The 25,960-nt window shown below is 35.1% G+C and carries 24 protein-coding genes; 14 read left to right on the top strand and 10 right to left on the bottom strand.

Translation table 11 applies throughout. The features are described from left to right. Positions 1 to 24 precede the first annotated feature (24 nt). The 5 genes from pnuC (at position 25) to BLS98_RS02805 (ending at position 6,032) form a co-directional block, all read left to right on the top strand. Complete coding sequence (gene pnuC / locus BLS98_RS02825; RefSeq protein ID WP_089733390.1) at positions 25 to 696, top strand: nicotinamide riboside transporter PnuC; 672 nt, start codon at positions 25 to 27, stop codon at positions 694 to 696. 4 nt (positions 697 to 700) lie between these two features. Beyond that, positions 701 to 1,366 carry a hypothetical protein gene (locus BLS98_RS02820; RefSeq protein WP_089733388.1) on the top strand — a complete coding sequence of 222 codons (666 nt, stop codon included), beginning with the start codon at positions 701 to 703 and terminating at the stop codon, positions 1,364 to 1,366. Between the two features lie 104 nt (positions 1,367 to 1,470). Beyond that, complete coding sequence (gene dapF, locus BLS98_RS02815) at positions 1,471 to 2,238, top strand: diaminopimelate epimerase (protein ID WP_089733386.1); 768 nt, start codon at positions 1,471 to 1,473, stop codon at positions 2,236 to 2,238. A gap of 30 nt (positions 2,239 to 2,268) precedes the next feature. After that, a complete protein-coding gene (mltG, locus tag BLS98_RS02810) occupies positions 2,269 to 3,294 on the top strand; it encodes an endolytic transglycosylase MltG (protein WP_089733384.1) in 1,026 nt (341 codons plus the stop codon). Positions 3,295 to 3,425: 131 nt separating this feature from the next. Further along, on the top strand, positions 3,426 to 6,032 hold the full coding sequence (locus tag BLS98_RS02805; protein ID WP_089733382.1) for a TonB-dependent receptor: 2,607 nt from the start codon (positions 3,426 to 3,428) through the stop codon (positions 6,030 to 6,032). 44 nt (positions 6,033 to 6,076) lie between these two features. Here the strand turns inward: BLS98_RS02805 and BLS98_RS02800 are convergent, their stop codons facing one another. The 5 genes from BLS98_RS02800 to BLS98_RS02780 are packed head-to-tail and all read right to left on the bottom strand — an operon-like array spanning position 6,077 to position 9,919. Continuing rightward, positions 6,077 to 6,529 (bottom strand): adenylyltransferase/cytidyltransferase family protein, encoded by a 453-nt coding sequence (locus BLS98_RS02800; protein WP_045495314.1) that lies wholly within the window; start codon positions 6,527 to 6,529, stop codon positions 6,077 to 6,079. Positions 6,530 to 6,542: 13 nt separating this feature from the next. Continuing rightward, entirely contained in the window at positions 6,543 to 7,307 is a 765-nt protein-coding gene (locus tag BLS98_RS02795; protein ID WP_089733381.1) for a methyltransferase domain-containing protein, read from the bottom strand. 18 nt (positions 7,308 to 7,325) lie between these two features. After that, positions 7,326 to 8,345, bottom strand: coding sequence for a UDP-glucose 4-epimerase GalE (gene galE / locus BLS98_RS02790; RefSeq protein WP_089733378.1), 1,020 nt, complete (start codon positions 8,343 to 8,345; stop codon positions 7,326 to 7,328). A 9-nt stretch (positions 8,346 to 8,354) separates the two neighbouring features. After that, positions 8,355 to 8,795 (bottom strand): hypothetical protein, encoded by a 441-nt coding sequence (locus BLS98_RS02785; protein ID WP_089733377.1) that lies wholly within the window; start codon positions 8,793 to 8,795, stop codon positions 8,355 to 8,357. After that, positions 8,795 to 9,919 (bottom strand): DegT/DnrJ/EryC1/StrS family aminotransferase, encoded by a 1,125-nt coding sequence (locus tag BLS98_RS02780; RefSeq protein WP_089733375.1) that lies wholly within the window; start codon positions 9,917 to 9,919, stop codon positions 8,795 to 8,797. The genes BLS98_RS02785 and BLS98_RS02780 overlap by 1 nt, the downstream gene beginning before the upstream one ends. Before the next feature lie 87 nt (positions 9,920 to 10,006). Here BLS98_RS02780 and BLS98_RS02775 point away from each other — a divergent pair, with 87 nt between their 5' ends. Next, on the top strand, positions 10,007 to 11,611 hold the full coding sequence (locus BLS98_RS02775) for a S8 family peptidase (RefSeq protein WP_089733373.1): 1,605 nt from the start codon (positions 10,007 to 10,009) through the stop codon (positions 11,609 to 11,611). A 59-nt stretch (positions 11,612 to 11,670) separates the two neighbouring features. On the opposite strand, the gene BLS98_RS02770 is transcribed toward BLS98_RS02775, so the two are convergent. Then, positions 11,671 to 14,205: a phosphoenolpyruvate carboxylase gene (locus tag BLS98_RS02770; RefSeq protein WP_089733371.1), complete on the bottom strand. Its 2,535-nt coding sequence runs from the start codon at positions 14,203 to 14,205 to the stop codon at positions 11,671 to 11,673. Between the two features lie 216 nt (positions 14,206 to 14,421). On the opposite strand from BLS98_RS02770, the gene BLS98_RS02765 reads away from it, so the two are divergent. From BLS98_RS02765 to BLS98_RS02755, 3 genes are all read left to right on the top strand, one after another. Continuing rightward, positions 14,422 to 14,988: a Crp/Fnr family transcriptional regulator gene (locus BLS98_RS02765; RefSeq protein ID WP_089733369.1), complete on the top strand. Its 567-nt coding sequence runs from the start codon at positions 14,422 to 14,424 to the stop codon at positions 14,986 to 14,988. A 56-nt stretch (positions 14,989 to 15,044) separates the two neighbouring features. Continuing rightward, positions 15,045 to 15,626, top strand: coding sequence for a peptide deformylase (gene def, locus BLS98_RS02760; protein WP_089733367.1), 582 nt, complete (start codon positions 15,045 to 15,047; stop codon positions 15,624 to 15,626). Positions 15,627 to 15,690: 64 nt separating this feature from the next. After that, positions 15,691 to 16,296 carry a hypothetical protein gene (locus BLS98_RS02755; RefSeq protein ID WP_089733365.1) on the top strand — a complete coding sequence of 202 codons (606 nt, stop codon included), beginning with the start codon at positions 15,691 to 15,693 and terminating at the stop codon, positions 16,294 to 16,296. Positions 16,297 to 16,460: 164 nt separating this feature from the next. Here BLS98_RS02755 and lpdA read toward each other — a convergent pair whose 3' ends face one another. Beyond that, positions 16,461 to 17,861, bottom strand: coding sequence for a dihydrolipoyl dehydrogenase (gene lpdA, locus BLS98_RS02750; RefSeq protein WP_089733363.1), 1,401 nt, complete (start codon positions 17,859 to 17,861; stop codon positions 16,461 to 16,463). Positions 17,862 to 17,960: 99 nt separating this feature from the next. On the opposite strand from lpdA, the gene BLS98_RS02745 reads away from it, so the two are divergent. From BLS98_RS02745 to BLS98_RS02725, 5 genes are all read left to right on the top strand, one after another. Next, positions 17,961 to 18,371: a winged helix-turn-helix transcriptional regulator gene (locus BLS98_RS02745; protein ID WP_089733361.1), complete on the top strand. Its 411-nt coding sequence runs from the start codon at positions 17,961 to 17,963 to the stop codon at positions 18,369 to 18,371. 146 nt (positions 18,372 to 18,517) lie between these two features. After that, positions 18,518 to 19,681, top strand: a complete 1,164-nt coding sequence (locus BLS98_RS02740; RefSeq protein ID WP_089733359.1) for an iron-containing alcohol dehydrogenase — start codon at positions 18,518 to 18,520, stop codon at positions 19,679 to 19,681. Positions 19,682 to 20,029: 348 nt separating this feature from the next. After that, complete coding sequence (locus tag BLS98_RS02735) at positions 20,030 to 20,509, top strand: lipocalin family protein (RefSeq protein WP_089733356.1); 480 nt, start codon at positions 20,030 to 20,032, stop codon at positions 20,507 to 20,509. A 65-nt stretch (positions 20,510 to 20,574) separates the two neighbouring features. Next, positions 20,575 to 21,231 (top strand): GDSL-type esterase/lipase family protein, encoded by a 657-nt coding sequence (locus BLS98_RS02730; protein WP_089733354.1) that lies wholly within the window; start codon positions 20,575 to 20,577, stop codon positions 21,229 to 21,231. Between the two features lie 2 nt (positions 21,232 to 21,233). Beyond that, on the top strand, positions 21,234 to 21,704 hold the full coding sequence (locus tag BLS98_RS02725) for a hypothetical protein (RefSeq protein WP_167356160.1): 471 nt from the start codon (positions 21,234 to 21,236) through the stop codon (positions 21,702 to 21,704). Positions 21,705 to 21,769: 65 nt separating this feature from the next. Here BLS98_RS02725 and BLS98_RS02720 read toward each other — a convergent pair whose 3' ends face one another. The 3 genes from BLS98_RS02720 to BLS98_RS02710 form a co-directional block, all read right to left on the bottom strand. Next, positions 21,770 to 23,122, bottom strand: a complete 1,353-nt coding sequence (locus BLS98_RS02720; protein WP_089733352.1) for a DEAD/DEAH box helicase — start codon at positions 23,120 to 23,122, stop codon at positions 21,770 to 21,772. A 123-nt stretch (positions 23,123 to 23,245) separates the two neighbouring features. Continuing rightward, positions 23,246 to 23,755, bottom strand: a complete 510-nt coding sequence (locus tag BLS98_RS02715; protein ID WP_228425125.1) for a hypothetical protein — start codon at positions 23,753 to 23,755, stop codon at positions 23,246 to 23,248. A gap of 108 nt (positions 23,756 to 23,863) precedes the next feature. Continuing rightward, positions 23,864 to 25,513, bottom strand: coding sequence for an ABC1 kinase family protein (locus BLS98_RS02710; protein WP_089733348.1), 1,650 nt, complete (start codon positions 25,511 to 25,513; stop codon positions 23,864 to 23,866). Positions 25,514 to 25,960: the final 447 nt, after the last annotated feature.

Here is a 25,960-nt window from a genome sequence, read left to right as displayed (position 1 = left end):
ATATTTTTGCTTATTTTTGATCGCATGAATTTATATGATCTTTTTGTAAAGCCTTATGAAAGCTACGATTCTTTACAGATTATGCTGGAAGCATCTGGTGCCATTTTCGGAACTTTGAGCGTATATTTTTCCATTAAGAAAAATATATGGGTGTACCCTACCGGCATTATTTCAACCCTGATCTACGTATATATTCTTTTCAACTTCGGATTGCTGGGAGACTGCCTGATTAATGTATACTATACGGTAATGAGTGTCTATGGTTGGATTTTGTGGGCTAAAAACTCGGAAGATCATATACACGTAGATGTTACGTGGGCTACGAAAAAGGAATGGAATTACGCCATCATTCTTTTTATTCTGAGTCTGGGACTGGTTACTCTTATTTATTATTATAAACCTTATATTGATAATCATTTTTCAATGGAGGGAACCAACCTTGGATTATATCATTTAGATTGGGCGAATTGGATGGATGTTTTCACCACTTCAATATTTTTAGTAGGAATGTGGTTTATGGCTAAACAGCGTATTGAGAATTGGATTTTCTGGATCATCGGAGATTTTATTTGCATGCCTATGATGATTTTTAAGGGTCTTGGTATCACTTCGGTTCAATATTTGGTATTTACTATAATGGCTATCTTAGGATACCTTAGTTGGAAAAAAAGTTTTAAAGAAAAAAAAGTACAATAAAGTTATGAAAAATTTATTTAAAATAGCAGTTAGTATCTTTGCTATAAGCACTTTAACATCCTGTCTTGCCTACACAGATGGTTATGGCAGCAATGGTTATGGTGATCCATATTATAACAATGGTTATTACTATGCCCCTTCCGGATATTATGGTAGTGGCGGATATTATGGTAATGATGGCTATTATTATAGAAACAACGTTAATTATTACTATGATAATGGTATTCCTTACTATTATGACACTTATAATAATTCAAGAAGAAAAGTATATGTAGAAAGAAAAACTACAGTTACTTCGCAGAGACCAAGTAATGGCTTCCGTAATAATGGTGATTCATATAATAACGGAAGATACAATAACAATAGTAACAGAAATTCAAACAATACCAGCAATGGTGGGTTCAGAAACTCTAACAACGGTTATCAGAACAATCAAGGAAATCAGAATAATCAAAGCAGTGGCGGGTTCAGAAATCAGAACAGCACCTTTGAAAACAGAGGAACAAGCTCTGGTGGTTTCAGAAGTTCAGGAAACAGTAACACTGGAAGAGTGGAATCATCATCAAATGGTGGATTCAGAAGTGGCTCAAGCAGCAGCCAAAGCTCAGGTTCTAGCTCCAATTCAAGCTCAGGTTCAGTGAGACAACAGAGCAGTGGTGGCTTTAGATAAAACAATTATAAATAACGATTATAAATAAGAAAACGAACAGTTAACACTGTTCGTTTTTCGTTTTAATATATTAATTTTGTTTCTTTATTTAGACAAAAAACAATATGGAATTTTATAAATATCAGGGAACGGGAAATGATTTTGTAATGGTAGATAACCGTGACCTTCAGTTTCCTAAAGACAAAAACATCATTGAAAAACTATGTGACAGACGTTTCGGAATAGGTGCCGATGGGCTTATCCTACTGGAAAACGATCCTGATTATGATTTTAAAATGGTATACTATAATTCTGATGGCGGAGAAAGTACAATGTGTGGAAATGGCGGAAGATGTCTTGTAGCTTTTGCTTTTTTCCTTGACGTTTTTGAAGATAAGTGTAAGTTTATTGCCATAGATGGTGAGCACGAAGCAGAAATTCACAACGGGATCATTAAACTAAAAATGATTGATGTAGACACCGTTTCATATGATGGAAATGACGCTGTTCTAAATACCGGTTCTCCTCATTACGTAAAATATGTAGAAAATATTGCAGATTATGACGTTTATACCCAAGGACACGGCATCAGAAATTCAGAAAATTATAAAGAAAAAGGGATTAATGTCAACTTTGTAGAAAAAATTTCAGACAATGAGATATTTGTAAGAACCTATGAACGAGGCGTTGAGGATGAAACTTACAGCTGTGGAACAGGAGTTACAGCTTCTGCTTTAACTTTTCTACAAAAAGACAATCTAACTTCCGTAAAAGTTAAAACTTTAGGTGGAAATCTTAAAGTATATGCTGAAAAAAGTGGTGATTCTTTCTGCAACATCTGGCTGGAAGGTCCTGCAAAGCAAGTTTTTAAAGGTAAAGTAGATATTCTTTAAAATCAAAAACTTTTAATCAATAATATAAGAATGAAAAAAGCTATTCTCATTATCATTCTGCTTGTTTTTGTAGTAGCAGGATTTTTTGGATTGAGATTTTATAATAAGTATTTCGGAAACAATGTAGAAAAGGACGGTTATGTTTTGATCCCTCATAAGGCAAACTTTAATCAGATCATGGATTCTATTGCTCCATATATCAAAGACCGTGAATCTTTTGAAGTGGTGGCTAAAGACAAGGGCCTGATTGCTAATTTCAAAGCAGGACGTTATCATATTCAAAGCGGGAAAGGAAATACAGACCTTGTTAATATGATTAAAGCTGGTAATCAGACAGCCAATTCATTCAGAATCGGAGATTTTGGGGATATGTACCAGATGATTGGAAAGGTTACCAAAAAAACGGAATTGGATTCTCTTCATTTTGTGAATGATCTGGATATAGTAGCACAAGAAAAAGGATATAAAGACATTGAAGATCTAAAAAAATATTTCTTCATTGATACTTATAATTTTTTCTGGACGGTAAGCCCAAGAGAATTTTTTGCAAAATTTGAAGATCAGTACAATGAGTTCTGGACTAGTGAAAGAAAAAATAAAGAACAGCAATCTGGGCTTTCAAGAGAACAGATTTATGCTCTTGCGTCTATTGTATATAAAGAGTCGGGAGGAAAGAAGGATGAAATGAAAACCATTGCCGGTTTATATTTAAACCGTTACAGAAAAGGAATGAAACTTCAGTCTGATCCTACTGTAATCTATGCGATTAATAAACAGACAAACTTTAAAGAATCAATTAAAAGAGTTTTATATAAGCATTTATCTACACCATCTCCTTACAATACCTATGCTAATGCAGGAATTCCTCCAGGACCCATTTGCGTAGTGGATAAAAACTCAGTAGATGCTGTTTTAAATGCTGAAAGCAACAATTATATATTTATGTGTGCAGATCCGGCAAGATTTGGATATCATAAGTTTACGGCAAGTGCGGAAGAGCATGCTGTAAATGCAAAAGCTTATCAGGACTGGCTTAATTCAAAAAATATAAAGTAAGCTTAGCAGACACCACTATTTTATAGATTAAAAAACAATAAATAAATCATAACATGTTAAAAATTAAATAGATACTAATTTTTAACACGTTAAGGGTTATCCTTTCACGATTTTATACAAAAAAATAACCTATGAAGAATAAGACAGAAATTGTCAATATTTTCACCAGAAAAACACTAGGACTTACTTTAGTACTCTCGGCAGCTGCTATGGCTTTTGCCCAAGAGAAGGCTGACGTTTCAGGAACCATTGTCAATAAAAAAAACCAGCCGGTACCTTACGCCTCTGTAACCTTTAGCAACAAGGCCAACAAATCATTAAGTGATGCTGTATTGACGGATGAAAAAGGACAATATAAGCTACAGCTTACTCCCGGAAGTTATGACATTGCCGTAGAAGCTATTGATTACAAAAAAAGCATCATTAATAAAAATATATCCGGAACCGGAAATATCGGAGCACTATCTATTGAAGCTGAAGCCAATACCACATTAGACGGAAAAACACAAGAGCTTCAGGGTGTTGTTATTACTGCTTCCGCGGCCAAGCCTTATAAAGTTGAACTGGATAAAAAAACATATGATCCATCTCAGGATATCGTGAGCAAAGGAGGAAGTCTGCAGGATGTTTTAACCAATGTGCCATCAGTTACTGTAGATACGGATGGAACGGTTTCTATGAGAGGAAGTTCTAACGTAAAATTCCTAATCAACGGTAAGCCTTCTTCCCTATTGGGTATTGATGATGGAGCAAACGCTTTACAGAGTATTCCAGCTGATCAAATCGAGAGAATTGAAGTTATTACCAACCCTTCTTCAAAGTTTGAAGCAAGTGGTACTTCCGGTATTTTAAATATTATTCTTAAAAAGAGCAAAAAAGTAGGATTTAATGGGAGTGTGGTTGGAAGTCTTGGATATTTCCCAAGAACATCCCTTAATGCCAATTTAAGCTGGAGAAAAAACAACTGGACCTGGTTTGTAAATGGTGGCGGTGGCTATACGGAAAATAAAACTAAAAGTAATACTGAAACCACCTATCATAATATTAAATTCCCGAAGGTAGACCCTATTCCCACTACCCAGGCAGAAATAGATAAAATCCCTACTGTTCCCGTTCATCAGCTTCAAAACTCTACCAGCAACACTTATAATAAAAACTATAATGCTAGTGCCGGTTTTGTATATGATATTTCTGAAAAAACCTCTATTAATCTAACAGGATTAGTAAGGACTTTTGAGGGTGACGGAAATGATCTGGTAAATACCTACGACTCTTTTTACAAATACACAAAAGATACCTCAGATCCATGGAAACTTATGAATCCTTACACTTTGAGAGATTCTAAAAGTATCTTTAATAACCTTGCTTTTCAGGGAGATTTAGGGTTGGACCATAAGTTTGACGATAAAGGTCAAAACTTATCTGTATCATTAAGTTTACAGAGAAACAGAAGTAATAATAATGCAGACATTCAGGAAAGTGTAGACCAGGTTCTTTCTGTACAGGATATTACCAGAAGACATTCTGTAAGCAAAACCATAATAGGAAAAGCAGATTATGAATTACCGATAGGCGAAAACTCTAAGTTTGAAGCCGGTTACAGATTGGATATTAATAACAATACGTATAATAATTTTGTAAGCACCACATCAAACAATCCACTGATTGCAGATTACAATAACAATACAGACTACAGGGAAATGTTCAATGCCTTCTATTTACAGTTTAGAAGTAAGATTGGAAACTTTGGTTATCAGGTAGGATTAAGAGATGAAATTTCCAATGTTAAGATCAATTATATCAGCCAGAACCCTACGAAAGCTCCATTGGATAAACCTAAAAATTACAATAACTTATTCCCAAGTATATTCTTAAGTTATGACATCGCTAAGAATAATCAGATCTTAGTTAATTATTCCCGACGAATAGACAGACCAAGATCATTCTTTATGGTTCCTTTCTCGAGTTACACCAATAACCAGAATATTTTCGAGGGAAATATTGATTTAAATCCATCGTATGTAGATTCTTATGAAGTAGGTTATAACCTTACAAAGAAAAAGTTTACCCTGAATCCTACCTTCTATTACAGACACGCCACAGAGGACACAAAAATGCTAGTCTACAGACCGGATGAAAGAAAGACTATCTTCTACACTAAACCGGAAAACCTGGGCAATGACGATCGTATTGGTTTGGACTTAAATTTCACCTATGATCCTTTTGCATGGTTCAAAATTATGGGTAGTGCGGATATCTTCAGATACAAAACAACAGGAATCACGTCTTATGCTACAATAGATAAAGATGGATTGAAACAGATAAGAACATTAAACTTTACAGGAAGTGGTTTCTCTACCCGATTACGTCTTAATACTACATTCAGATTGGATAAAACGTTAAGTGTACAGTTACAAGGTTTCTATAGAGGTGGACAGAAAACAGAAAACCAGGATAGAAAAGATATGTATGCTGTAAACTTCGGAGCATCCAAAACCATTTGGAAAGGAGATGGAACTATTACATTCAACATTCAGGATATCTTTAATACAAGAGGTATGGAAGTGTTTAATTACACCAGCGATTATACCCGCAGCAGCTTTATGCAATGGCAGCCGAGACAGTTTTCTCTCTCTTTAACTTACAGATTCAAACAGGGTGAAAAAATAGAACAGCCTAAAAGGAAAAAGGATATTAATTCTAATGCAACTGGTGACGACCAACAAGGCCCAATGTAATACAATAAAAAAAACCCGAAATTTAAATTTCGGGTTTTTTGTTTTTATTTTACAGACTCTACTCTGCTCTCTTTTTCTTTTTCAGCTTCGTAGATTCTTTTTCTTAAGTCGCTCGTGGAAAATCTGTGGTCTCTTTTGTTGTAAAAGATCTCAATCCCTTTTTCCTCACAGTATTGCTTACCAGTAAAATCTCTGTCTATATAATCATCACCAATGATTCTTATATCAATTACAAAAGATTTTAAGATATCCAACAAATCTTCTTCTGTGTAGTAAGGTACAATTTCATCCACAGCATTCACTGCTTTTAACTGAATATAACGTTCAACAATCGTCTGGCTCGGTTTGTTTTTATTTGGACGATCGTGGGATGGGTCAATCTGTAACCCTACAATCAGATAATCACACACTGTTTTTGCTTCTTCAAGCATTTTGATATGTCCTGCATGTAATAAATCAAACGAGGAAAATGTAATACCTATTCTTTGTGTCTTCATATTAATGTTAAAATTAAAACTTCGCTGAAATAAAGGTTCTTTTAAACGGATAAAATACTGGTGATTCAGGGAAGATGTTTTGTAATTGTTGTTTATAATTGTTTTTAAATTCTTCTTTCATTTCATCAGGAAGCTTTTCTATATAAGGAAGCATCGCTGTTCCGGAAGCCCAAGTAAAGACAGCTTCTGCATCTTCAAGAACATGCGGAAATACTTTCTCAAATACTGTAATTTCTTTCCCTTTATTCTCAAATAATATCTGAGTGTAGTCTTCAATTGCTAAAACTGTATACTCTCTTTCCCATCCATTATAAGCACTTTTATAAGGTTCTGTACCCGCAACTTTTCTGAGGAGCTGATGAACCACATATTCGTGATTAGATGGAATCTGCACTGCTAATTGTCCGCCTTCCTTAATTTTACTTATAATTCTTGGGAAAAGCTCTTTATGGTGACTGCACCATTGAATCGCAGCATTGGAAATAATCAAATCATAAGTATCTCCTAAATGAAGCTGTTCCTCAATGCTTCTTTTTTCAAAAGTCAATCTGCTTGTTTCAAACTGAGCTGCTTTCTCTAGCATTTCTTCAGAAGAATCTATCCCTAAAACCTTCGAATCTTCCAAATAATCTAAAAGTTTTGAGGTAAGCTCTCCGGTTCCACATCCCAAATCTATAACGGATATTCCCGTTCTTGATTCTACTAGCTTTAACAAATCAAAAAAAGGTGCTGAACGCTCTTCTTTAAATTGATCGTATACTACAGGATTCCAAGCCATATGATTGAATTTATAAGTTTAGTTTCTTGAATTCAGATATTTTTGCCACTCCCAAACAGTCTTTAAAGCCTCTTCCAAAGAAGTGCCAGACTTCCAACCAAGCTCTCTTTCTGCTTTGGAAGGATCTGCATAAGCAATTGTAATATCACCTTCTCTCCTATCACAGATCTGATAAGAAACCTCTACATTATTAGCTTTTTCAAATGCTTTCACCACTTCCAAAACGGATGATCCTCTTCCTGTTCCCAAGTTATAAGTATCAATCACTGCTTCACCCGATTGGTCTTCGATGAGTTTTTTCAAGGCTGCTACATGAGCTTTAGCCAAGTCTACAACATAGATATAATCACGAACAGCTGTTCCATCCTCCGTTGGATAATCGTCACCCCAAACACTTAGTTTCTCACGAACTCCTGCAGCAGTCTGCATTACATAGGGAACAAGGTTATTAGGGATTCCTATTGGCAGCTCTCCAAGTTTTGCAGATGGATGTGCTCCAATTGGGTTAAAATATCTTAACAAAGAGATTTTACGGTTGTATGCCTTAGCAAAATCAATAAGGATTTCCTCTCCCATTTGCTTAGTCTTACCATAAACGCTTTCAGGCATTTTTAATGGTGTATTTTCATCAATTGGCATCACATCAGCCTGTCCGTATACCGTACATGATGAGCTGAAAATAAAGTTTGAGATCTCTCTTTCTTTAAATTCCTGCAGAATATTAATAAGGGAGAATAAATTATTTTCGTAATACTCTATAGGTTTTACCTGACTCTCTCCTACAGCTTTAAAAGCTGCAAAATTAATACATCCTTCAATGGTATGAGCATCAAAAACCTGATTCAGAAGTTCTTTACGCTTCAAATCAAAAGGATAAAAAACCGGCTTCTTACCTGTAATTTCCTCAATATTATTTAAAATAAATCTCTCCGAATTGGACAGATCGTCTACAATAACAACTTCAAAGCCATTATTAAGCAGTTCTACAACGGTATGAGAACCAATATATCCAAGTCCTCCTGTAACAAGTATCGCCATTTTTATTTTTTAATCTTTATATTTTCCAATCTCATCCATTTCCAGAAAATGTATTTTTTTATTTTTAAAAACATTAGTTATCAAAATAAAAACTGAGATGGTAGAAAATGTGAAAAATAATTTTAAACTATCACCTTCTTCAAACGTTTTTTTGACCAGAATGTTAATGTATCCTGAAGCAAAGAATAATAAAATTAAAATATAGTTTATATTTAAATATAGAATCGCTTTTCTGCTTTTAAATAAAAGTAATATTAAGCTTAAAAATGTACTTATACAGATTGATGCTGCAGAAATAAAAATAAAACTCTCTACTGAAAATTTCTGTTCAATACTGAATTCTATAAATGAATCATAAGTACCATAGCCAAATAAAAAAAGTAAAAACAATTCGAACAGAAATACCACTATTCCAACTATTCTATATTTAAATATTCTATTTTCATTCATTACCCCATAAACTCAAGTACAGCGTCTGTAATATACTTCAACTGTTCTTCGTCTAATTCCGTATGCATTGGTAAAGAGATCACCTGATCCAAAAGCTTATCTGTATTCACAAAATCAGCAGCGTTGCTCTCCTGGAAATATGCTTTTTGCTTTCTTAATGCTACCGGATAGTAGATCATTGCCGGAATTTCCTTTTCTGTAAGGAACTTCTGAAGTTCATTTCTCTTCCCATTCAGGATTCTCAGTGTATACTGATGGAATACGTGAGTAGAGCTCTCAGATCTCTGTGGAGTTAAAATATTATCATTACCAGCGAATGCCTCATCATAATAATCGGCTGCTTTTCTTCTCGCTTCGTTGTATGAATCCAGGTGTGGTAATTTTTTTCTTAAAACGGCTGCCTGAATACTATCCAAACGAGAGTTTACCCCAACCTCATCATGATAATATCTTTCGTACATTCCATGATTTACAATTCCTCTTAAACGGTGTGCCAGCTCATCATTATTGGTGAAAATAGCGCCTCCATCTCCATAACATCCAAGGTTTTTGGAAGGGAAGAAAGAAGTTGTACCTACAGTTGCCATTGTTCCGGCATATTTTGATGTCCCGTCAGAGAATGTATATTCTGCACCAATTGCCTGTGCATTATCTTCAATTACGTATAAATTGTGCTCTTCAGCAATTTTAAGGATTTCTTCCATGTTCGCACACTGTCCGAATATATGTACAGGAATAATAGCCTTTGTTTTTGGTGTAATTGCCTTTCTTAGAGCTTCTGTTGAAATTGTAAATGTATCATAGTCAACATCTACCAAAACAGACTTTAATTTAAGCAGATGAATCACCTCTACTGTTGCAGCAAAGGTAAAATCAGCAGTAATGATTTCGTCTCCCTCCTTCAAATCCAACGCCATAAGAGCAATCTGTAATGCATCTGTTCCATTAGCACAAGGAATAACATGCTTTACATCTAAATAAGACTCCAATTCATTCTGGAAAGACTTTACTTCAGGACCGTTGATAAAAGCCGCGGAATCCATTACATTTAAAACTGCATTGTCTACATCATTCTTTATTTTGTAATACTGACTTTGCAAGTCAACCATCTGAATTTTTTTCATAAATAAATTATTTCTGTAAAAATAAGGATTTTAAAATCCTATCAAAAATTTTATTGATTTTGTTTTTATCTTTATACAAAAATTTATATGAAAAAAATTTTACTCTTTTGTTTCCTAACAGGTTACTCTTATACCTTTGCGCAAACTCAGCTTGTTTTTGTGTATTTTAAAGACAAGCCCAATAAAGCTGCATTTTTTGCTAATCCTCTGTCTGAGCTGAGTCAAAAATCGCTTGACAGACGTACAACCTTAGGTATATCACTTAATGACCAGGATGCTCCTTTAGAACAGTCTTATATACAAAATCTTCAAAATCTAGGATTTACTGTCACCGATTATTCTAAGTGGCTTAATGGAGCTGCTGTCAATGCAACTCCTGCTCAAATCACTCTTTTGCAGACCCAGCCTTTTGTTTTGTCTGTAGAAAGTTTTGCCCGAAACGGAGCTCCTACCGTGCAATCAGCACCTGTTAATAAATGGAAAATGCCAACACATTCTCAAAAGATTCTTACCACTTTTGAATATGGTTCCGGCACAGCACAGATAGACCAGAGTAATATAAGACCTCTTCACCTGGCCGGCTATACCGGAACCGGAGTTTCTATTGCTGTTATTGACACCGGATTCCCTACTGTAAATACCGGAGATGCTTTTCTAAGATTACGAAATAATAACAAAATAAAAGGAGGATATGACTTTGTCACCAAATCCACCGACATCTACAACCCTTCCCTGAATGCCCATGGAACAACTGTTTTAGGTGTTATAGGCGGATATCTGGAAAATGTATTTGCAGGCTCAGCTCCTGATGCCGATTTCTATCTTTACCGCAGCGAAAACACCACTGCTGAAATTCCGGAAGAAGAACTATATTGGATTGAAGCAGCTGAAGAAGCAGACAGAAAAGGTGTAGAGATTATCACCACCTCACTTGGGTATAATGTTTTTGATAATCCACAATACAACTACACTTATGCTGATTTGAACGGAAGTACCTCTTTTATTGCAAGAGGTGCTGGAATTGCCGCTGAAAAAGGAATTTTTGTCCTTGCTGCCGCAGGAAATTCCGGAAATGGTTCATGGCATTATCTTTTAACACCTTCAGACAATGCTAAAGTGTTTACCATTGGTGCTGTAGATTCTTCGGGAAATTCTTCAGCTTTTTCATCTTACGGACCGAACTCACTTGGAATTATTAAACCGGATGGAAGCACACGGGGAACTGCTACAGCAACAGTTTTAGGAAATACAACCTATTCAACCAACGGAACGTCTCTTGCTACTCCCATTGCAGCTGGTGGCGTTGCCTGCCTTCTTCAGGCATTCCCAACCCTAAACAGAGATCAACTCAAAACAAAACTAAGACAAACAGCCTCTCTTTACCCTAATCACACAGATCAGATGGGATATGGTATTCTTAATTTCGGAAGCCTCTATAACAGTGTACTCAATACTTCTGAAATTGTTAAGAAAGAAAAATTTGCTCTGTTTCCGAACCCTGTTAAAAATATCCTGAATATTGCCTCAGAAATAGAAATCAGTTCATTGGAAATCTATGATAATTTGGGAAGACTGATAAGAAAAGTAGACCATGAGAAGTCTGTAAAAGTTGATGATTTTGCAAAAGGAGTATATTACCTTAAAATCCTCTCAAAAGATAAAGTGTACTATGAAAAATTTATTAAAGAATAAAAAAATGGCTGCCTCAAATGAAGCAGCCATTTTTTATGCAAGTAATGAGCCTATTTCTTTTAAGCAGAATTTCGGCTAGCATTAATATTTCCAAATAATGATCTTGTCACTAGTTTTTCATAAGCTTCTCTATTCCCTTCCCCTTTCTGAATTTTCATCAGGGCATACTGCTGAATACTTAGCAATGGGAGAACAATCTTCTCACGGATCTTCACAGATTTTCTGGATAACGGATCTTCTTCCTGAAGCATTTTGAAACCTGTAAGCTCCAGCATAATTTCTCTTGAAAGTTCATATTCACTGAAAAGAACATTCCAAAACGCTCCAAACTTAGGGTTGTTTTTGATATAGTAAGTCAATGGAAAGTAAGACTTGTTCATACTCATCATCGAGTTCAAAACTAACGTTTTAAAGAAGTCTGATCCTTTATATAATTCTCTTACTTCTTCAAATCTGCCTTGTTCTTTCATTTGCTGCATGGCGTAGCCAAATCCAAAAAAACCGGGAACGTTTTGCTTCAATTGTGACCAGGAGCCAACAAACGGGATGGCTCTTAAATCTTCAAACTTCAGTTCATTTCCGTTTCCTCTTTTGGATGGACGGCTTCCGATATTGGTTTTCCCATAATATTCCAGGGTACTCATCTCCTGCAGATAAGGTACAAACATTGGATGCGCTTTCAGATCCGAATATTTCTGATAACTGATATTCGCCAACTCAATAATCAAAGCTCTTTCTTTCTCCGTAAGGTCTTTTTTAGCATTTTTGAATACATCATTTTCTACTCCGGCAGTCAAAAGTTGTTCAAAATTATACATGGCCTGCTCCTTATTTCCAAAAATACTGGTAATCGTCTGCCCTTGGATGGTTAGCTCAATTTTATTGTTAGCAATTGTTTTTCCCTGAGAAGCATAGAAATCGTGGGTTTTCCCGCCACCTCTTGCTGGAGGTCCACCTCTACCGTCGAAAAATACAACTTTGATATTATTCTGTTCTGAAAGTTTTGTCAATACTTCTTTAGCCTTATAAATTTCCCAGTTGGCTTTTAAATAACCACCATCCTTGGTGCCATCAGAAAAGCCCAACATAATAGTTTGCTGGTTTCCTCTTCTTTCAAGATGTTTTTTATAAACAGGATTCTGATACAACTCATTCATCACATGTTCGGCATTATCAAGCCCTTCCATGGTTTCAAAAAGCGGTACAATATCCATGTTGATGTCTTCATCCTTATATCCGCAGATCTTAAAGAAGGCATAAACATTCATTACATCTTTCACCGCGTCAGAATTGGAGATAATATAACGGTTCATTCCTCTCAGTCCGTTCAAATTCTGAATTTCAGAGACCTGAGACACGGTTAACAAGGTATCTTTTACAATATCTTCGAAATCATTTGCATTTACAGGACCTGAAACCTGAATCAGTTTATTGAATTTCTCTTCATAATCCGCTTCTTCACTCCCATAAACTTTTGCAAAAACCTCATCAATTACTTTCTGGTGAATTCTGCTGTCCTGGCGAATATCCAATGTCGCAAAATGAGTTCCGAAAATCTTCACTCGATCTCTGAAATTAACCAAAAGATCTAAAAACAGGGCGTTATGTTCATTCACTAATATTTTTTCAGCCTCATCGGCTTTCTTTAACATATCTTCCGCTGTAATGGTTTTACCATCAAAAATAGCAGCATACAATTCCTCACTCAATGCTGTCAATACTTCTGAAACGCCTCTGAAGCTTAATCTTCTTCTGATGAATTTCAGGTGACTGTAATAAGATTTCAGAATGGCTGAACGAAGTTCTTCTGCTACTCTTTTGGTAACATCTGCCGTCACAAAAGGATTTCCGTCACGATCTCCTCCCGGCCAGAAACCAAGTTGAATAAGATCTTCATGCAGATGAAAGTGTCCGTTTCCAAAAGTTTTTTTAATCTTGGTAAATAACTCACCGATGGTATCGTAATATACATATCTCAGGTAGGAAATAATACTCAAAGCCTCATCAATAGGAGTTGGTTTTTCTTTGTTCACAAAAGGTGTTTTTCCTAACTGCTGTAAAAGGGTATCAATCTGAGTAACGGAATCATTTGTAATGGCTCCTCTGAGATCCTGGATAATTCTCTGTACTGAACTTGGGTAAAACTGAGTTGGGTGCGCTGTAAACACTACCTTAACGCTGAAATCCTTTAACTTTTCACGTACTTTTTCAATTTTATGATCCTGGAAAGAACGTTCAAAAAGATTGGTAACAGTTCCGCCATCACTTTCTGAATGCAGATTCGGAAACGCTGCGTCTTCGATACTATCAAATAAAACCACCTGTCTTTCTATATACTGGATGATCTTAAAAAGCAGTTCAAGTTTCTGCTCTTCAGTCTGAAGATCGGTATGGTTTTTAAAGAATTCTTCAACAATTTCTTCGGGGGTTTTGCCGCCTTCGTAGCCGGTTCTGCTTTCCTCATAAAGAAAAGGAAGCAGCATCCCAATATTAGTCATTTTATCATAGGGCAGGCTCATAAATAATGAATTGTAGATCTGGAATTTGTTCTCCACGATCTGCCTGAATTTTTCTGCGCGTTGGTCGTGTCTCATAATAACAAATGTAAGTGATTTTGGAATTAGTTGAATTGATAAATGACAAAAAATAAAAACTTTATTCTAACCTGAAAAATAAAAATAATAAGGGGAATTACATCTAAAAAATTAGGCGCTCCATACATCATCCATATTGATCTCTTCAATTAAACATTTCGTAACTTTGCTCTTTGATTTCTTCTTGAATAAGAGATTACATTAAAATTTCCGCATATGGGTTACATCAGAGAATATTACGAACAAATTGTTAAGCTACAGGAATCTGAATGGGAATTTATCGCAGGATATTTCCGCAGAAAAGTGTATGCTAAAAACGATATCATTACCCTGCAGGGCGATACAGAAAATCACCTGTCTTTTATAGAATCCGGATTGGTAAGATTTTATATTCCTGATGATGAACATGGCTATACTTTCAGCTTCAGCTTTGAAAAAGAATTTACCTGTGCTTATGATTCTTTTCTTACCCAAACGCCATCTGAATATGAGATGCAGGCATTAACTGAGACCGTGGTATGGCAAATCTCATATAACGACTTACAGAAAATTTACAGCCAGACGAATGTAGGAAATCATTTGGGACGTTTTGCTTCTGAAAAATTGTTTCTGTCTAAAAGTAAAAGAGAACTTTCTTTATTGAAACTTACAGCCAAAGAACGTTATTTAAAACTATTTACAGAGCAACCTGAGCTCTTACAGCGTGTTCCCTTGAAATACATTGCTTCTTATATCGGAATTACTCCACAGGCTTTAAGCAGAATCCGCAGACAGATTAATTAACATAGGTTCATTGTATATCTTTACTCTTCTGCTGAACTTTGCAGAAAAATATTTCAATGAATTTACCTATTGTAGCCTATGGTAACCGCATTTTAAAACAGAAATGCATACAGATTAATGAAAATAGCCATGAAATCCAGGACCTCATTTCCAATATGTGGGAAACCATGGAAAATTCCAATGGCTGTGGTCTCTCCTCTTCTCAAATCAATAAACCTTTGCAGCTATTTATTGTTGACAGTCAAATCATTTTTGAAAATTTTGATACTCAAGATCAGCTTCTTTATTTTGAAAAGAATGATAAAGGGATCAGAGAAACCTTTATTAATGCTAAAATTATTGATTCTTCTGGGGAAACCTGGGAAGATTATGAAGGCTGCCTAAGCATTCCCGGTTTGTCTCAAAAGGTGAAACGACCATGGAGAATTACCATTGAATATCTTAATCAGGATTTTATCAGAGAAAACAAAACCTTCACAGGACTAACAGCGAGAATCATTCAGCATGAATATGACCATACACAAGGAGTTTTGTATATTGATCATTTGAAACCGCTCACCAAAAAAATGATAGAATCGAAACTGAATAAAATTGCGCATGGAAATATTAAGACCGGATATCCTATGAAGTTTTTATAATATTCCCTGAACATTAAGAAGCGTAAGTAATTTTTGTAAATTTGCCCTGAAAACACCTTTCTTTATGAAAATTATCATCACACTATCCCTGATCATTTCCAATCTGCTTGCTGCACAGGTCAAGGTTCCTGATGATTATAAAAAAATCCCAAATATTCTGGATACTACCGAATATCTTTATCCATTCGTCATTCCCAATAAAGAATATGCCTATTGGAGAGTACTTACTAACGATCCCGATCCTGACAAAGCTGTGATCTATGAAAGTCAGGCTCCTCTTTTTATGACCATTAATGAGCCAGTTCCGGAAAGAGGATTTTTTCAGAAATGCATTGGGAATAATTGCTTTTCCTATATTTTGGCGTGTAAAAAAGAAAGGCCAGTTTATTTTTCAGATGAGCAGCAATTAAGAGATTTTATCGGAACGGTTGATAATCTTCCGGAGGCTATTTTATTAGCTAAAACTTACGGCTACTCCATCGACACTCAAAATCGTTTTACAGGTTCTTATAAAATTGAAGACCATTCCATTTCCCTATATGCTTTGCAATCTAAAGGCTGTCCTGTAACTAAGGAATCTTTTTTAATTAAGATTGATAGAAAGACAGGAAAACTGGAAGCTAAAAGCAATGGTGTTTACTCTAAAAGTGAGGATTGCACCACTTTATAGTATCTGAAATACACAAAGCCATACAATTTTAGTAGAATACACATTATTTTTTGCCACGAATACACAAATTATTTTATTAGTGCATTCGTGGCAATTAAAAAGAATATGTAATGCTAAATGATTTATCTTAGATAAAAGCTTTGTAGCTGGCTCCTTTTCCAACATCAGATGTTAACTGCTCCTTGTCCGGATGCTATAAGGTAAGCTTCTTTCAAGGTTTCCGAATACGTTGGATGGGCATAGGAAATACGGAACATATCTTCTGCTGTCACCTCATATTCCTGTGCGATTACTCCTTGAGCAATCAGATCTGCGGCTCTTGCTCCTATGACATGTACTCCCAGGACTTCACCATATTTCGGATCAACCAAAACTTTTGCAAAACCATCTGTATCCATAGAAGCTCTGGCTCTTGCACTGGCTGAAAACGGGAATTTTCCCACATTATAAGCTATATTATTTTTTTTGAGGTATTCTTCAGTATATCCAACGGATGCTACTTCCGGCCAGGTATATACAACAGAAGGAATACGATCATAATGGATATGATGTTTTTGTCCGTTAATTGTCTCCGCAACCAAAACGCCTTCTTCCTCCGCTTTATGGGCAAGCATGGCACCTCCTATTACATCTCCAATGGCATAGATATTAGAAATAGAAGTTCGATTGTTTTCATCAACTTTAATAAATCCACGGTTATCTAACTGTACACCTGTGTTTTCTAACCCCAGTCCTTTTATATAGGGACTTCTTCCTACTGCCACCAGAATATAATCGGCATCCAATTCGTTTTCTGTACCGTTTTTATCTTTAAAAAATACTTTAGCTATAGCATCTGAACTTTTGGTTTTATACACAGCCTGTCCTAACCGGATATCAACTCCTTCTTTTTTAAGAATTTTCTGAAGGTTCTTTCCTAATTCATGATCCATAGCCGCAATCAGATGATCTGTATATTCAAGAATGGTAACCTTAGTTCCGGTACGGTTGAAAATGGAAGCCATTTCCACTCCAATTACTCCTCCACCAATAATAATCATAGATTTTGGTTTCTCTTTCAGCGACAAGGCTTCTGTAGAAGTAATAATTCTCTTTTTATCAATTTCCACTCCGGGAATCGTGGATGGTTTTGAACCTGTTGCAATGATATAATTTTTGGCGATAATTTCTTTAGATTCTACTTCATGAACCACTTTAATGGTAGAATTATTGATGAAACTTGCAGTCCCTTTCAGACGGGTAATATTATTTTTACTCATTAAGAAATCAAGTCCGCTGGTGTTCTTAGCAACTACTTCAGATTTTCTTTTGTACATCTGGGTAAAATCAAGGTCTATCTTATCAAGCTTAATTCCATGTTCCTTGAACTTATGATGAGCTTCTGAATAATGATGTGTACTGTCCAATAAAGCTTTTGTTGGGATACAGCCTACATTGGTACAGGTTCCACCCAATGTTTCATATTTTTCAATAATTACTGTTTTATAGCCTAATTGTGCACTTCTTATCGCTGCTACATATCCTCCGGGTCCTGAGCCAATCACGGCAATGTCATAGTTTTCCATTTGATTTATTAATTATTTATGATTAAATTTACTTGCAAAATAAAAGCAAAATTAAAACAAACACTTTCAATTTGCAAGTAATATTTTAAATTTAAACTCATGAGTAAAAAAAGATCGGATTGCCCCATTAGCTGTTCATTGGAAATTTGGGGTGATAAATGGTCACTACTAATCATTCGTGATCTGATGCTTAAAAGGGAATGTACTTATGGTGAGCTTCAGAAAGCTGATGAAAAAATTGCATCCAATATTTTAGCGACAAGGCTTCAGAATTTGTTAGAAAACGGGATCATTGATAAAAAAAACCATCCGGAAAACAAGTTAAAAATCTTATATCATCTTACAGAAAAGGGAATTGATTTGGTTCCCATTATTGTTGAAATCAATCTATGGGGAGACCAATATCTGACAATTCCTGATGATAGGAAAAAACTGTTGGAAGATATTAAAAAGGATAAAGTGGACTTTATTAAAAGAGCAAAAAGTTATCTTTCCAATGTGTCTCAATAAAGACATTCAATCAATTATCAATGGAGACGGATTGAAAGATCAATTTTGATAGCTTTCATGAAATTCAATGATAGCAATTTTAAACTTTCATTAACTTACTTTTCCTTTTTCATTCCGTAAATTTGGGTTAAAATAAATTTAAAACAATGCTTAATTTCGAGTTTAAAAATCCGACCAAAATACTTTTCGGAAAGGGCGAAATCGCTAAAATTTCCAAAGAAATTCCTCAAGATGCCAAAATATTAATGATCTACGGTGGTGGAAGCATTAAAAATAATGGTGTTTATGACCAGGTAAAAGAAGCTTTAAAAGATCATGAACTGCATGAATTCGGTGGAGTTCCTGCTAATCCTGAATATGAGGTTCTCATTAACGCCATTAGCTTTATTAAAGAAAATAACATCAATTATCTTCTTGCCGTTGGTGGAGGATCTGTGATTGACGGAACTAAGTTTATCTCTGCAGCAGCCAACTATAATGGTGAACCATGGGATATTCTGAGAAACCAGGTAAGAACTTTTGAAGGGGAAGGAATGCCATTTGGTTGTATTCTGACGCTTCCGGCAACCGGTTCGGAAATGAACTCAGGATATGTGATTTCAAGAAGAGAAACCAATGAAAAACTATCTTCGGGAGGTCCGGGACTTTTCCCTCAATTTTCTGTATTAGATCCTGAAGTTATCCGATCTATTCCTAAAAATCAGATCGTTAACGGAATTACAGATGCTTACACTCACGTACTGGAACAATATATGACAGCTCCTTCTTCTGCTGATCTTCAGGAAAGAATTGCAGAAAGCATCTTGATCAGCCTTCAGGAAACGGCTCCAAAAGTATTGGCTGATGATTTCAACTATGATGCTGCCGGAAACTTTATGTGGTGTTGTACGATGGCTTTAAACGGACTGATCCAAAAAGGAGTTATTACTGACTGGGCTGTACATGCTATGGGACACGAATTAACAGCTTACTTCGGTATTGACCATGCGAGAACTCTGGCAGTGATTGCACCTTCTCATTACCGTTATAATTTTGAAGATAAAAAAGGAAAACTGGCTCAGTATGCTGAAAGAGTGTGGGGCATTAAAGAAGGAAGCATTGAAGAAAAAGCTGAACTGGGAATTAAAAAACTTGAAGAATTCTTCCATAGTCTGAATATCAAAACCAAACTTTCAGAATATACAGAAGATTATAATGGTACTGCTGAAAGAGTGGAGAAAGCCTTTACAGATAGAAACTGGCTGGGACTTGGAGAGTATAAAAAACTAACCCCTCAGGATGCTTCCAAGATTGTGGAGATGAGTTACTAGATAATTCAAGGTTTAAAGTTTAAGCTGTAGAGTTCTTACTTTATGTTTTGGCTGAAGCCAATGGAATATTATAAAATTTATTAGGGCGGGCTAAAGCCCGCCCCTATTCATGTTGATATCCGTGTGGATATGCAAAAACGCAATAGTTGTTTAACGACAAGATCTTTTATCTTTTACTTTTATCTTTTATCTTAAGACAAATATTCCTTTTTACATCCATATCTATTTAAAATCTCAAACAGAGTTTCAAAAATTGACTTATTTATAAACATTCGTTTAAAAAAAGATCATTTCATCATATATATTTCAAATTTATTTATATTTTAGCATATTCTTAAATTTGTGAAAATGAAAAAACAGCTACTTTTATTTGCCTTTTCAGCTCTGGCGCTTACTTCTTGTAATGATGATAACCTTACAGCCTATGAAATGGATATTATGAAAGGGGATTGGAAAGAAGTAAAGACAGAAATTATTTCAGGAAAAGATAATAAAACTGTGCTTGAAACTACAACTCCGGAAGGATGTACTGCGAAAAATACACTTTTCTTCAGAACAGATTATTACGTAAGCTATACGGCTTACGATGGAAATGCAGATGGAACCAATTGTCATCTTGCTGCTAAAAACGAAGGGAAATACACTTACGATACAGATTCTAAAGTTCTGAATCTTCAACTAAAAGGTGAAGATGGTGAGCCTGATAATATGAGTTTCAGAGTTGATATGCTTACTCAAACCGAGTTTAGACTGGCACAGCTGGTTGGAAATTATGATAAAAACGGAGACAAGGTTATAGATGTCACCTACATTACTTATAAAAGATAAGACTTAAACTCCCGCTGATCGGGAGTTTTTTATTACTTTTATCTCAAATTTTAAAACTGAATATAATGAAGAAGATTCTATCAGCATTTCTATTGCTGTATTTTACTATTACCTTTTCGCAGGAAAAAAAGCCCATGTTCTGGCATGATATCCAGGAATTCAAAAAACAAGATCAACAAACGCCGCCACCTCAAAATGCTATTTTATTAATAGGCAGTTCCTCTTTTACCAAATGGACTGATGTAGCAGATTATTTTCCAACCAAAACCATTATCAACAGAGGTTTTGGAGGCTCAAGACTTACAGATCTTAATGATTTTGCGAATGATCTTTTATCTCCGTATCAGCCTAAGCAGATCATTATTTATTGCGGTGAAAATGATTTTGCTGATAACCATCAGTTAAAAGCAGAGAAGGTAGTAAAGAGATACAAAAGCTTTTATAAAAAAGTAAGAGAAAGATTTCCTAATATTGAAGTGGATTATATTTCAATGAAATATTCACCAAGCAGAGAAGTGCTTTGGCCTCAAATTAAAGAAGCCAACGCCAGGATTGAAGCATTTATGAAAAAACAACCTAATGCAGAGTTCATAGATGTTACCAAGGCTATGGAAGATGCCAACGGAAATGTAAGAAAAGATATTTTTGTGGATGACATGCTTCACTTTAAGCCTGAAGGATACCAGATCTGGACTAAGGTGATTACTCCTTATATGAAATAAAAATGAAAGAATCCCGAAATTTACCTATCTACAAAAAGGCGGAAGAAATCTTTAATGCGTTACGAACCATTACGGATTTGTTTCCTGAAGACAATGACTACCTTCAGCATCTGAAAGCTAATTTATTAGAAGACAGTATGGTTATTATGGCTAAGATTTCTGGAGCTGAAGCTGTAAAACTGTATGATATCAAAATGGAAAATGCTGCTATTATCCGAAAAGCAGCGCGGGACATTATGGTAAGCGGAAATAATCTTGAATTTTTGGGATTCTCTGATGCTAAATATTATAAGGTTATCCGAAATCTTATAGAGGATTTCCGCCTTTTATTCATTGATTGGGTAACAGCATTCAATCCGAAGCATTACATCGTAGATAACTGGGGACTGTTTAATCCTCCAGGAATATCTCCGGATTATATACAAAGGGATGATGAACTTGATTTTCTAGATGATGAAGCGGAGGAAAGTTAAATCTTACAACAACTCATTAACAAAATTGATAAAAAAAACGATTCCTGATTTGGAATCGTTTTTTTTTATTTCTTTCTCTTAGATTTAGAGATTGCTTTCTGTTGTGCTCTGTTAGCTCCAAACTTCTTGGGAGCTTTTCTTTTTGAAGGTCCACCCCAGTTTTCTTTTGTATTCTTGGTCTTTTTCTCATGGAAAGCTCCTCCACCATCGTTCAGTTTTACCTGTGCCGGATTTTTCATTACTACTTCATCTTTTTCTGAAGCAATTTTGGTTGGATTAATTTTAACGCCTTCCGGGAAGTCATTAAAGTGTAATTCCTTATCCATTAAAAGCTCGATATCCAGAATTAAAGGTTCTTCCTTTTTAGTAACAAAAGTCACTGCCTTCCCTTCTTTATCTGCTCTACCTGTTCTACCGATTCTGTGGATATACTGCTCAGGGATATCAGGTGTTTCAAAATTGATAACGTGGGTAATATTTGAGATATCAAGACCTCTTGCCATTACATCTGTTGTAATTAAACCTCTGATTTCTTCATTTTCAAATCTCTTCATCGCCTTAAGCCTGTAGTTCTGAGACTTATTGGAGTGAATAACATCAAATTGTTCAGGGAAAAGCTCATCAATCTTAGTGAAAAGAAGATCAGCGTGTTTTTTATTATTATTAAAAATCAACACTTTAGACATATCTGTGTCATTCTTCAACAAATGCTCAAGAAGGTTGATCTTAGTATTAAAGTTTTCAACTTTATATCCAGTTTGCTCAATTTTTTCAAGGGGTGTTCCTGATTTTGCCAATGAAATTTCTATCGGGCTCGCGAAATATTCATCCAACATACCGTCTACAGCTTCTGTCATGGTTGCAGAGAAAAGGATATTTTGTCTCTTCTCTTTCATCATTTCAAAAATATGAGTCAATTGTGGTCTGAACCCAAGGTTAAGCATTTCATCAAATTCATCAATGATAAGCTTCTGAACTTCTTTTAAAGAAATCGCATTGTCTATGGAAAGGTCCATTACTCTACCCGGTGTTCCTACTAAAATATCACAACCATCATTGAATAATAGTTTCTGAGTATTGATATTTTTTCCACCATATATTCCAATAACTCTTGCAGTGATATTTTCAGTCAGTTTCTCAATAATTTCCGTTACCTGTACCACCAATTCTCTTGTAGGAACCAATACTAAAACCGTAGGATTTCCTGTTTTACTATATTTCCAAGTTTTCAGAACGGGTAAAAGATACGCCAATGTTTTCCCGGTTCCGGTTTGTGCAATTCCCATTACATCTCTCCCGGAAAGGATAGGCTTTAAACTTTTCTCCTGAATCGGAGTAGGCTCGAATAATTCTAAATCTGCTAAAACATCAAGAATTTTAACCGGCAGGTCAAAATCTGCAAAAGTGAGTTTTTCCATTTTGCAAAGATAGGTATTAATATTATAATGTAAAATCGGGTTTTAAATAACAGGAGAAAGGCTGTAAGGAAAACAGACCAGAGACAAAGAGAGTGGAGATATGAGACTTTGCACCTGGAACAATTAATTAACCTTTACGCTTTTACTGCTTATTCTAATATCATCATCTTTCCATTCACTGGTAGTGATCATAACATACCCTTTCTTTTTAGGATCTTTTTTAATCGGGAATTTATCTTCTTCCCACTGACTGCAATGTGTTGGAATAGGTGACACTAAAGGCTTCCATCCTGTTTTACTTAAAGTATAAGTGTAGAAAGAATGCCAACAACTTGTACACCAATAGGGATAAAAACCAATATCATCTTTCCCATCATTATTAAGGTCACCCAGATTATATAAACTTCCGCCATTGGCAAGTGAAGTAATGAATGGTTTTATATTTTTATCACTGAAGTAAACTGTTGTATCACATCCTCCAATACATTCATCGTTACAATCTGCAACTTTTATATAAGCATATTCCTTTGTTCCGTTGCCATCAAAGTCTCCCTGAATTTTCATTTCACTTCCCTCCTGCGCCATGCAAAATGAGCAACAAAGGGTTACGGTGGTTATTATTAGTTTTTTCATTGGTCTGTTTTTTAGATATGGGATACGAGGTTTGAGGTTTAGATTATGTGTCTTTTATACTCGCAGCACTCAACTCAAATCAAATCAAATCAAATCAAATCAAATCAACTATTTTCTCGTTACCCTCAACAAAAGTATAAATACTAAAATAATTGAGAATACAAACCCTAAGACCGCTACTAAAGACAACGCGCCTATTCTAGGTCCTGATTCTGAAACAAAAACAATCGCCGTTGCAATGATATTCGCTCCTAAAACCATGGCTAAAATCAGGTTGATAATACTGGATTTTATAAGCTGGTTGGTCTTTTCAATATTTTTGATCTCACTGGAAACGGTAAATTTATTTTCGTCCAGTTTCTGAAGTACAGAACGGAGTTCTTTGGGAATTTCATCCACATTATCTGTGAAATTCATCATCTTGTCTATTCCGGTCTTTAAAAGGTTTTTCGGGCTGATCTTTTTAGTGAATATCTTCTTAGTATACGGATGAAGACTTTTCACAATATCCAGATCAGGATTGATATTCCTTCCAACCCCTTCTATCAGACTAATTCCTTTAAATAAAAGATAGAAATAATCAGGCATATACAATCTGTTATCTTTTAAAATATCTTTCATTTTATTGATAATAACCTGAACATTAATATCTTTTAATGAGGAGCTGTGTACGAAGTTCAAGATGTCTTCTACGTCATTTTCAAACCTTCTTTCGTCTGGAATTTCATAGCTCACCGCCATTTTTTTGAGATAACGGACTATTTTATGTGAATTTTTAGACACAAAACTTACGATCAGATTTTCAAGAATTTCCTTATCATTAGGCTGAATCTTTCCAACAGCTCCAAAATCAATAAAGACAATTCTTCCATCTTTTTTTACTAAAATATTCCCTGCATGCGGATCGGCATGAAAGAATCCGTAATCTAAAATTTGTGAAACAAAGAGTCTCAATCCCCTTTCAGAAACTTTTACAGGATCAATATCATTAGCCAGAAGAACAGATTTATCGGTTACCTTGATCCCATCAATAAATTCCATACAAAGAATATTATTGTTGGAAAATTCATCATAAACCTTAGGAACATAGGTTTCTTTATTGTTTTTAAAATTGAGTCTGAACTGTTGGATGTTATTCTTCTCATTAATCAAAGAAACTTCTTCCAATAAAGATCTTTCAAAGGTGGAAATGGCCTGTTTCAGATTAAGTTTTTCTCCTATTTCCGAATAAGTTGAAATTAATTTTTCAATATCCTTGATGAGCAATAAGTCATCTTCAATCACCGATTGAACATCAGGTTTTCTAAGTTTTAAAATGACCGGACTTCCATCCAGTAAAACAGCTTTATACACTTGTGCAATTGAGGCCGTGGCTAATGGCTCTTTCTGAATTTCCAGGAAATGATCCTTTACAGAGATATTAAACTCACTTTCCAGAGCTTCTTCTACATCCATATCTACTGTTTCCACCTTATCCTGCAGCTTCTGTAACTCCTGAATCAGTTCCGGTGGCAACAGATCTTCCCTACTACTGAATGTTTGTCCAAGCTTTACAAAAGTAGGCCCTAGCTCTTCTAAAGCGAGTCTTATTCTTTCGTAAACGGTTCCTTTTGAAATAATCTCATCTGAATTACCGGAAATATCTTCCTGCTTATTTCCGCTATTCATCCTTGCGAGCATATCTTTAAAACCGTATTTGCTTAATACGGAAATCAGTCTTGCGGATCTTTTCAGTTTTCTTTGTTGCTTATCAAACATAGTGTATCAATAGTAGGTGCAATTTACTCCAAAAACTGTTCCTAATGCTATGTTGTCTTAGGTTAAGAGTAAAAAATTTAGGGTTAAGTGGCTGGAAGTTAAGCTTGGGGTTGGAAGTTACTTTTAGCCATACGATTACTATCTGTGTTCTTATTCAACTCTTGAAAAACGAAACTAAAAAAAGAATGATTCTTTATGGTTTTTATTAATTTCAGCCTCCAATGGCTAACTTCATGCTCATCTTAGTAAAAATTACGAGCTTGAATTTAGCTCATTTTATAAAAAAACAAGTATAAAATCACCATGCAGAGATTAAAAATTTCATCACATAATCAGTGTTTTAAATGATCATTCTTAATCATAATGAAAAAATAATGCTATGTATAGTAATAATTTATATATTTATGAAATACAAACATTAAAACAAACCAATAAAAGTATTACAAC

Origin of the sequence: Chryseobacterium jejuense, assembly GCF_900100075.1 — a bacterium.
In the GTDB taxonomy this organism is placed as follows: Bacteria; Bacteroidota; Bacteroidia; order Flavobacteriales; family Weeksellaceae; genus Chryseobacterium; species Chryseobacterium jejuense.
The sequence above is the reverse complement of the archived record's forward strand: the minus strand, read 5'-3'. Positions and strand labels throughout refer to the sequence as shown.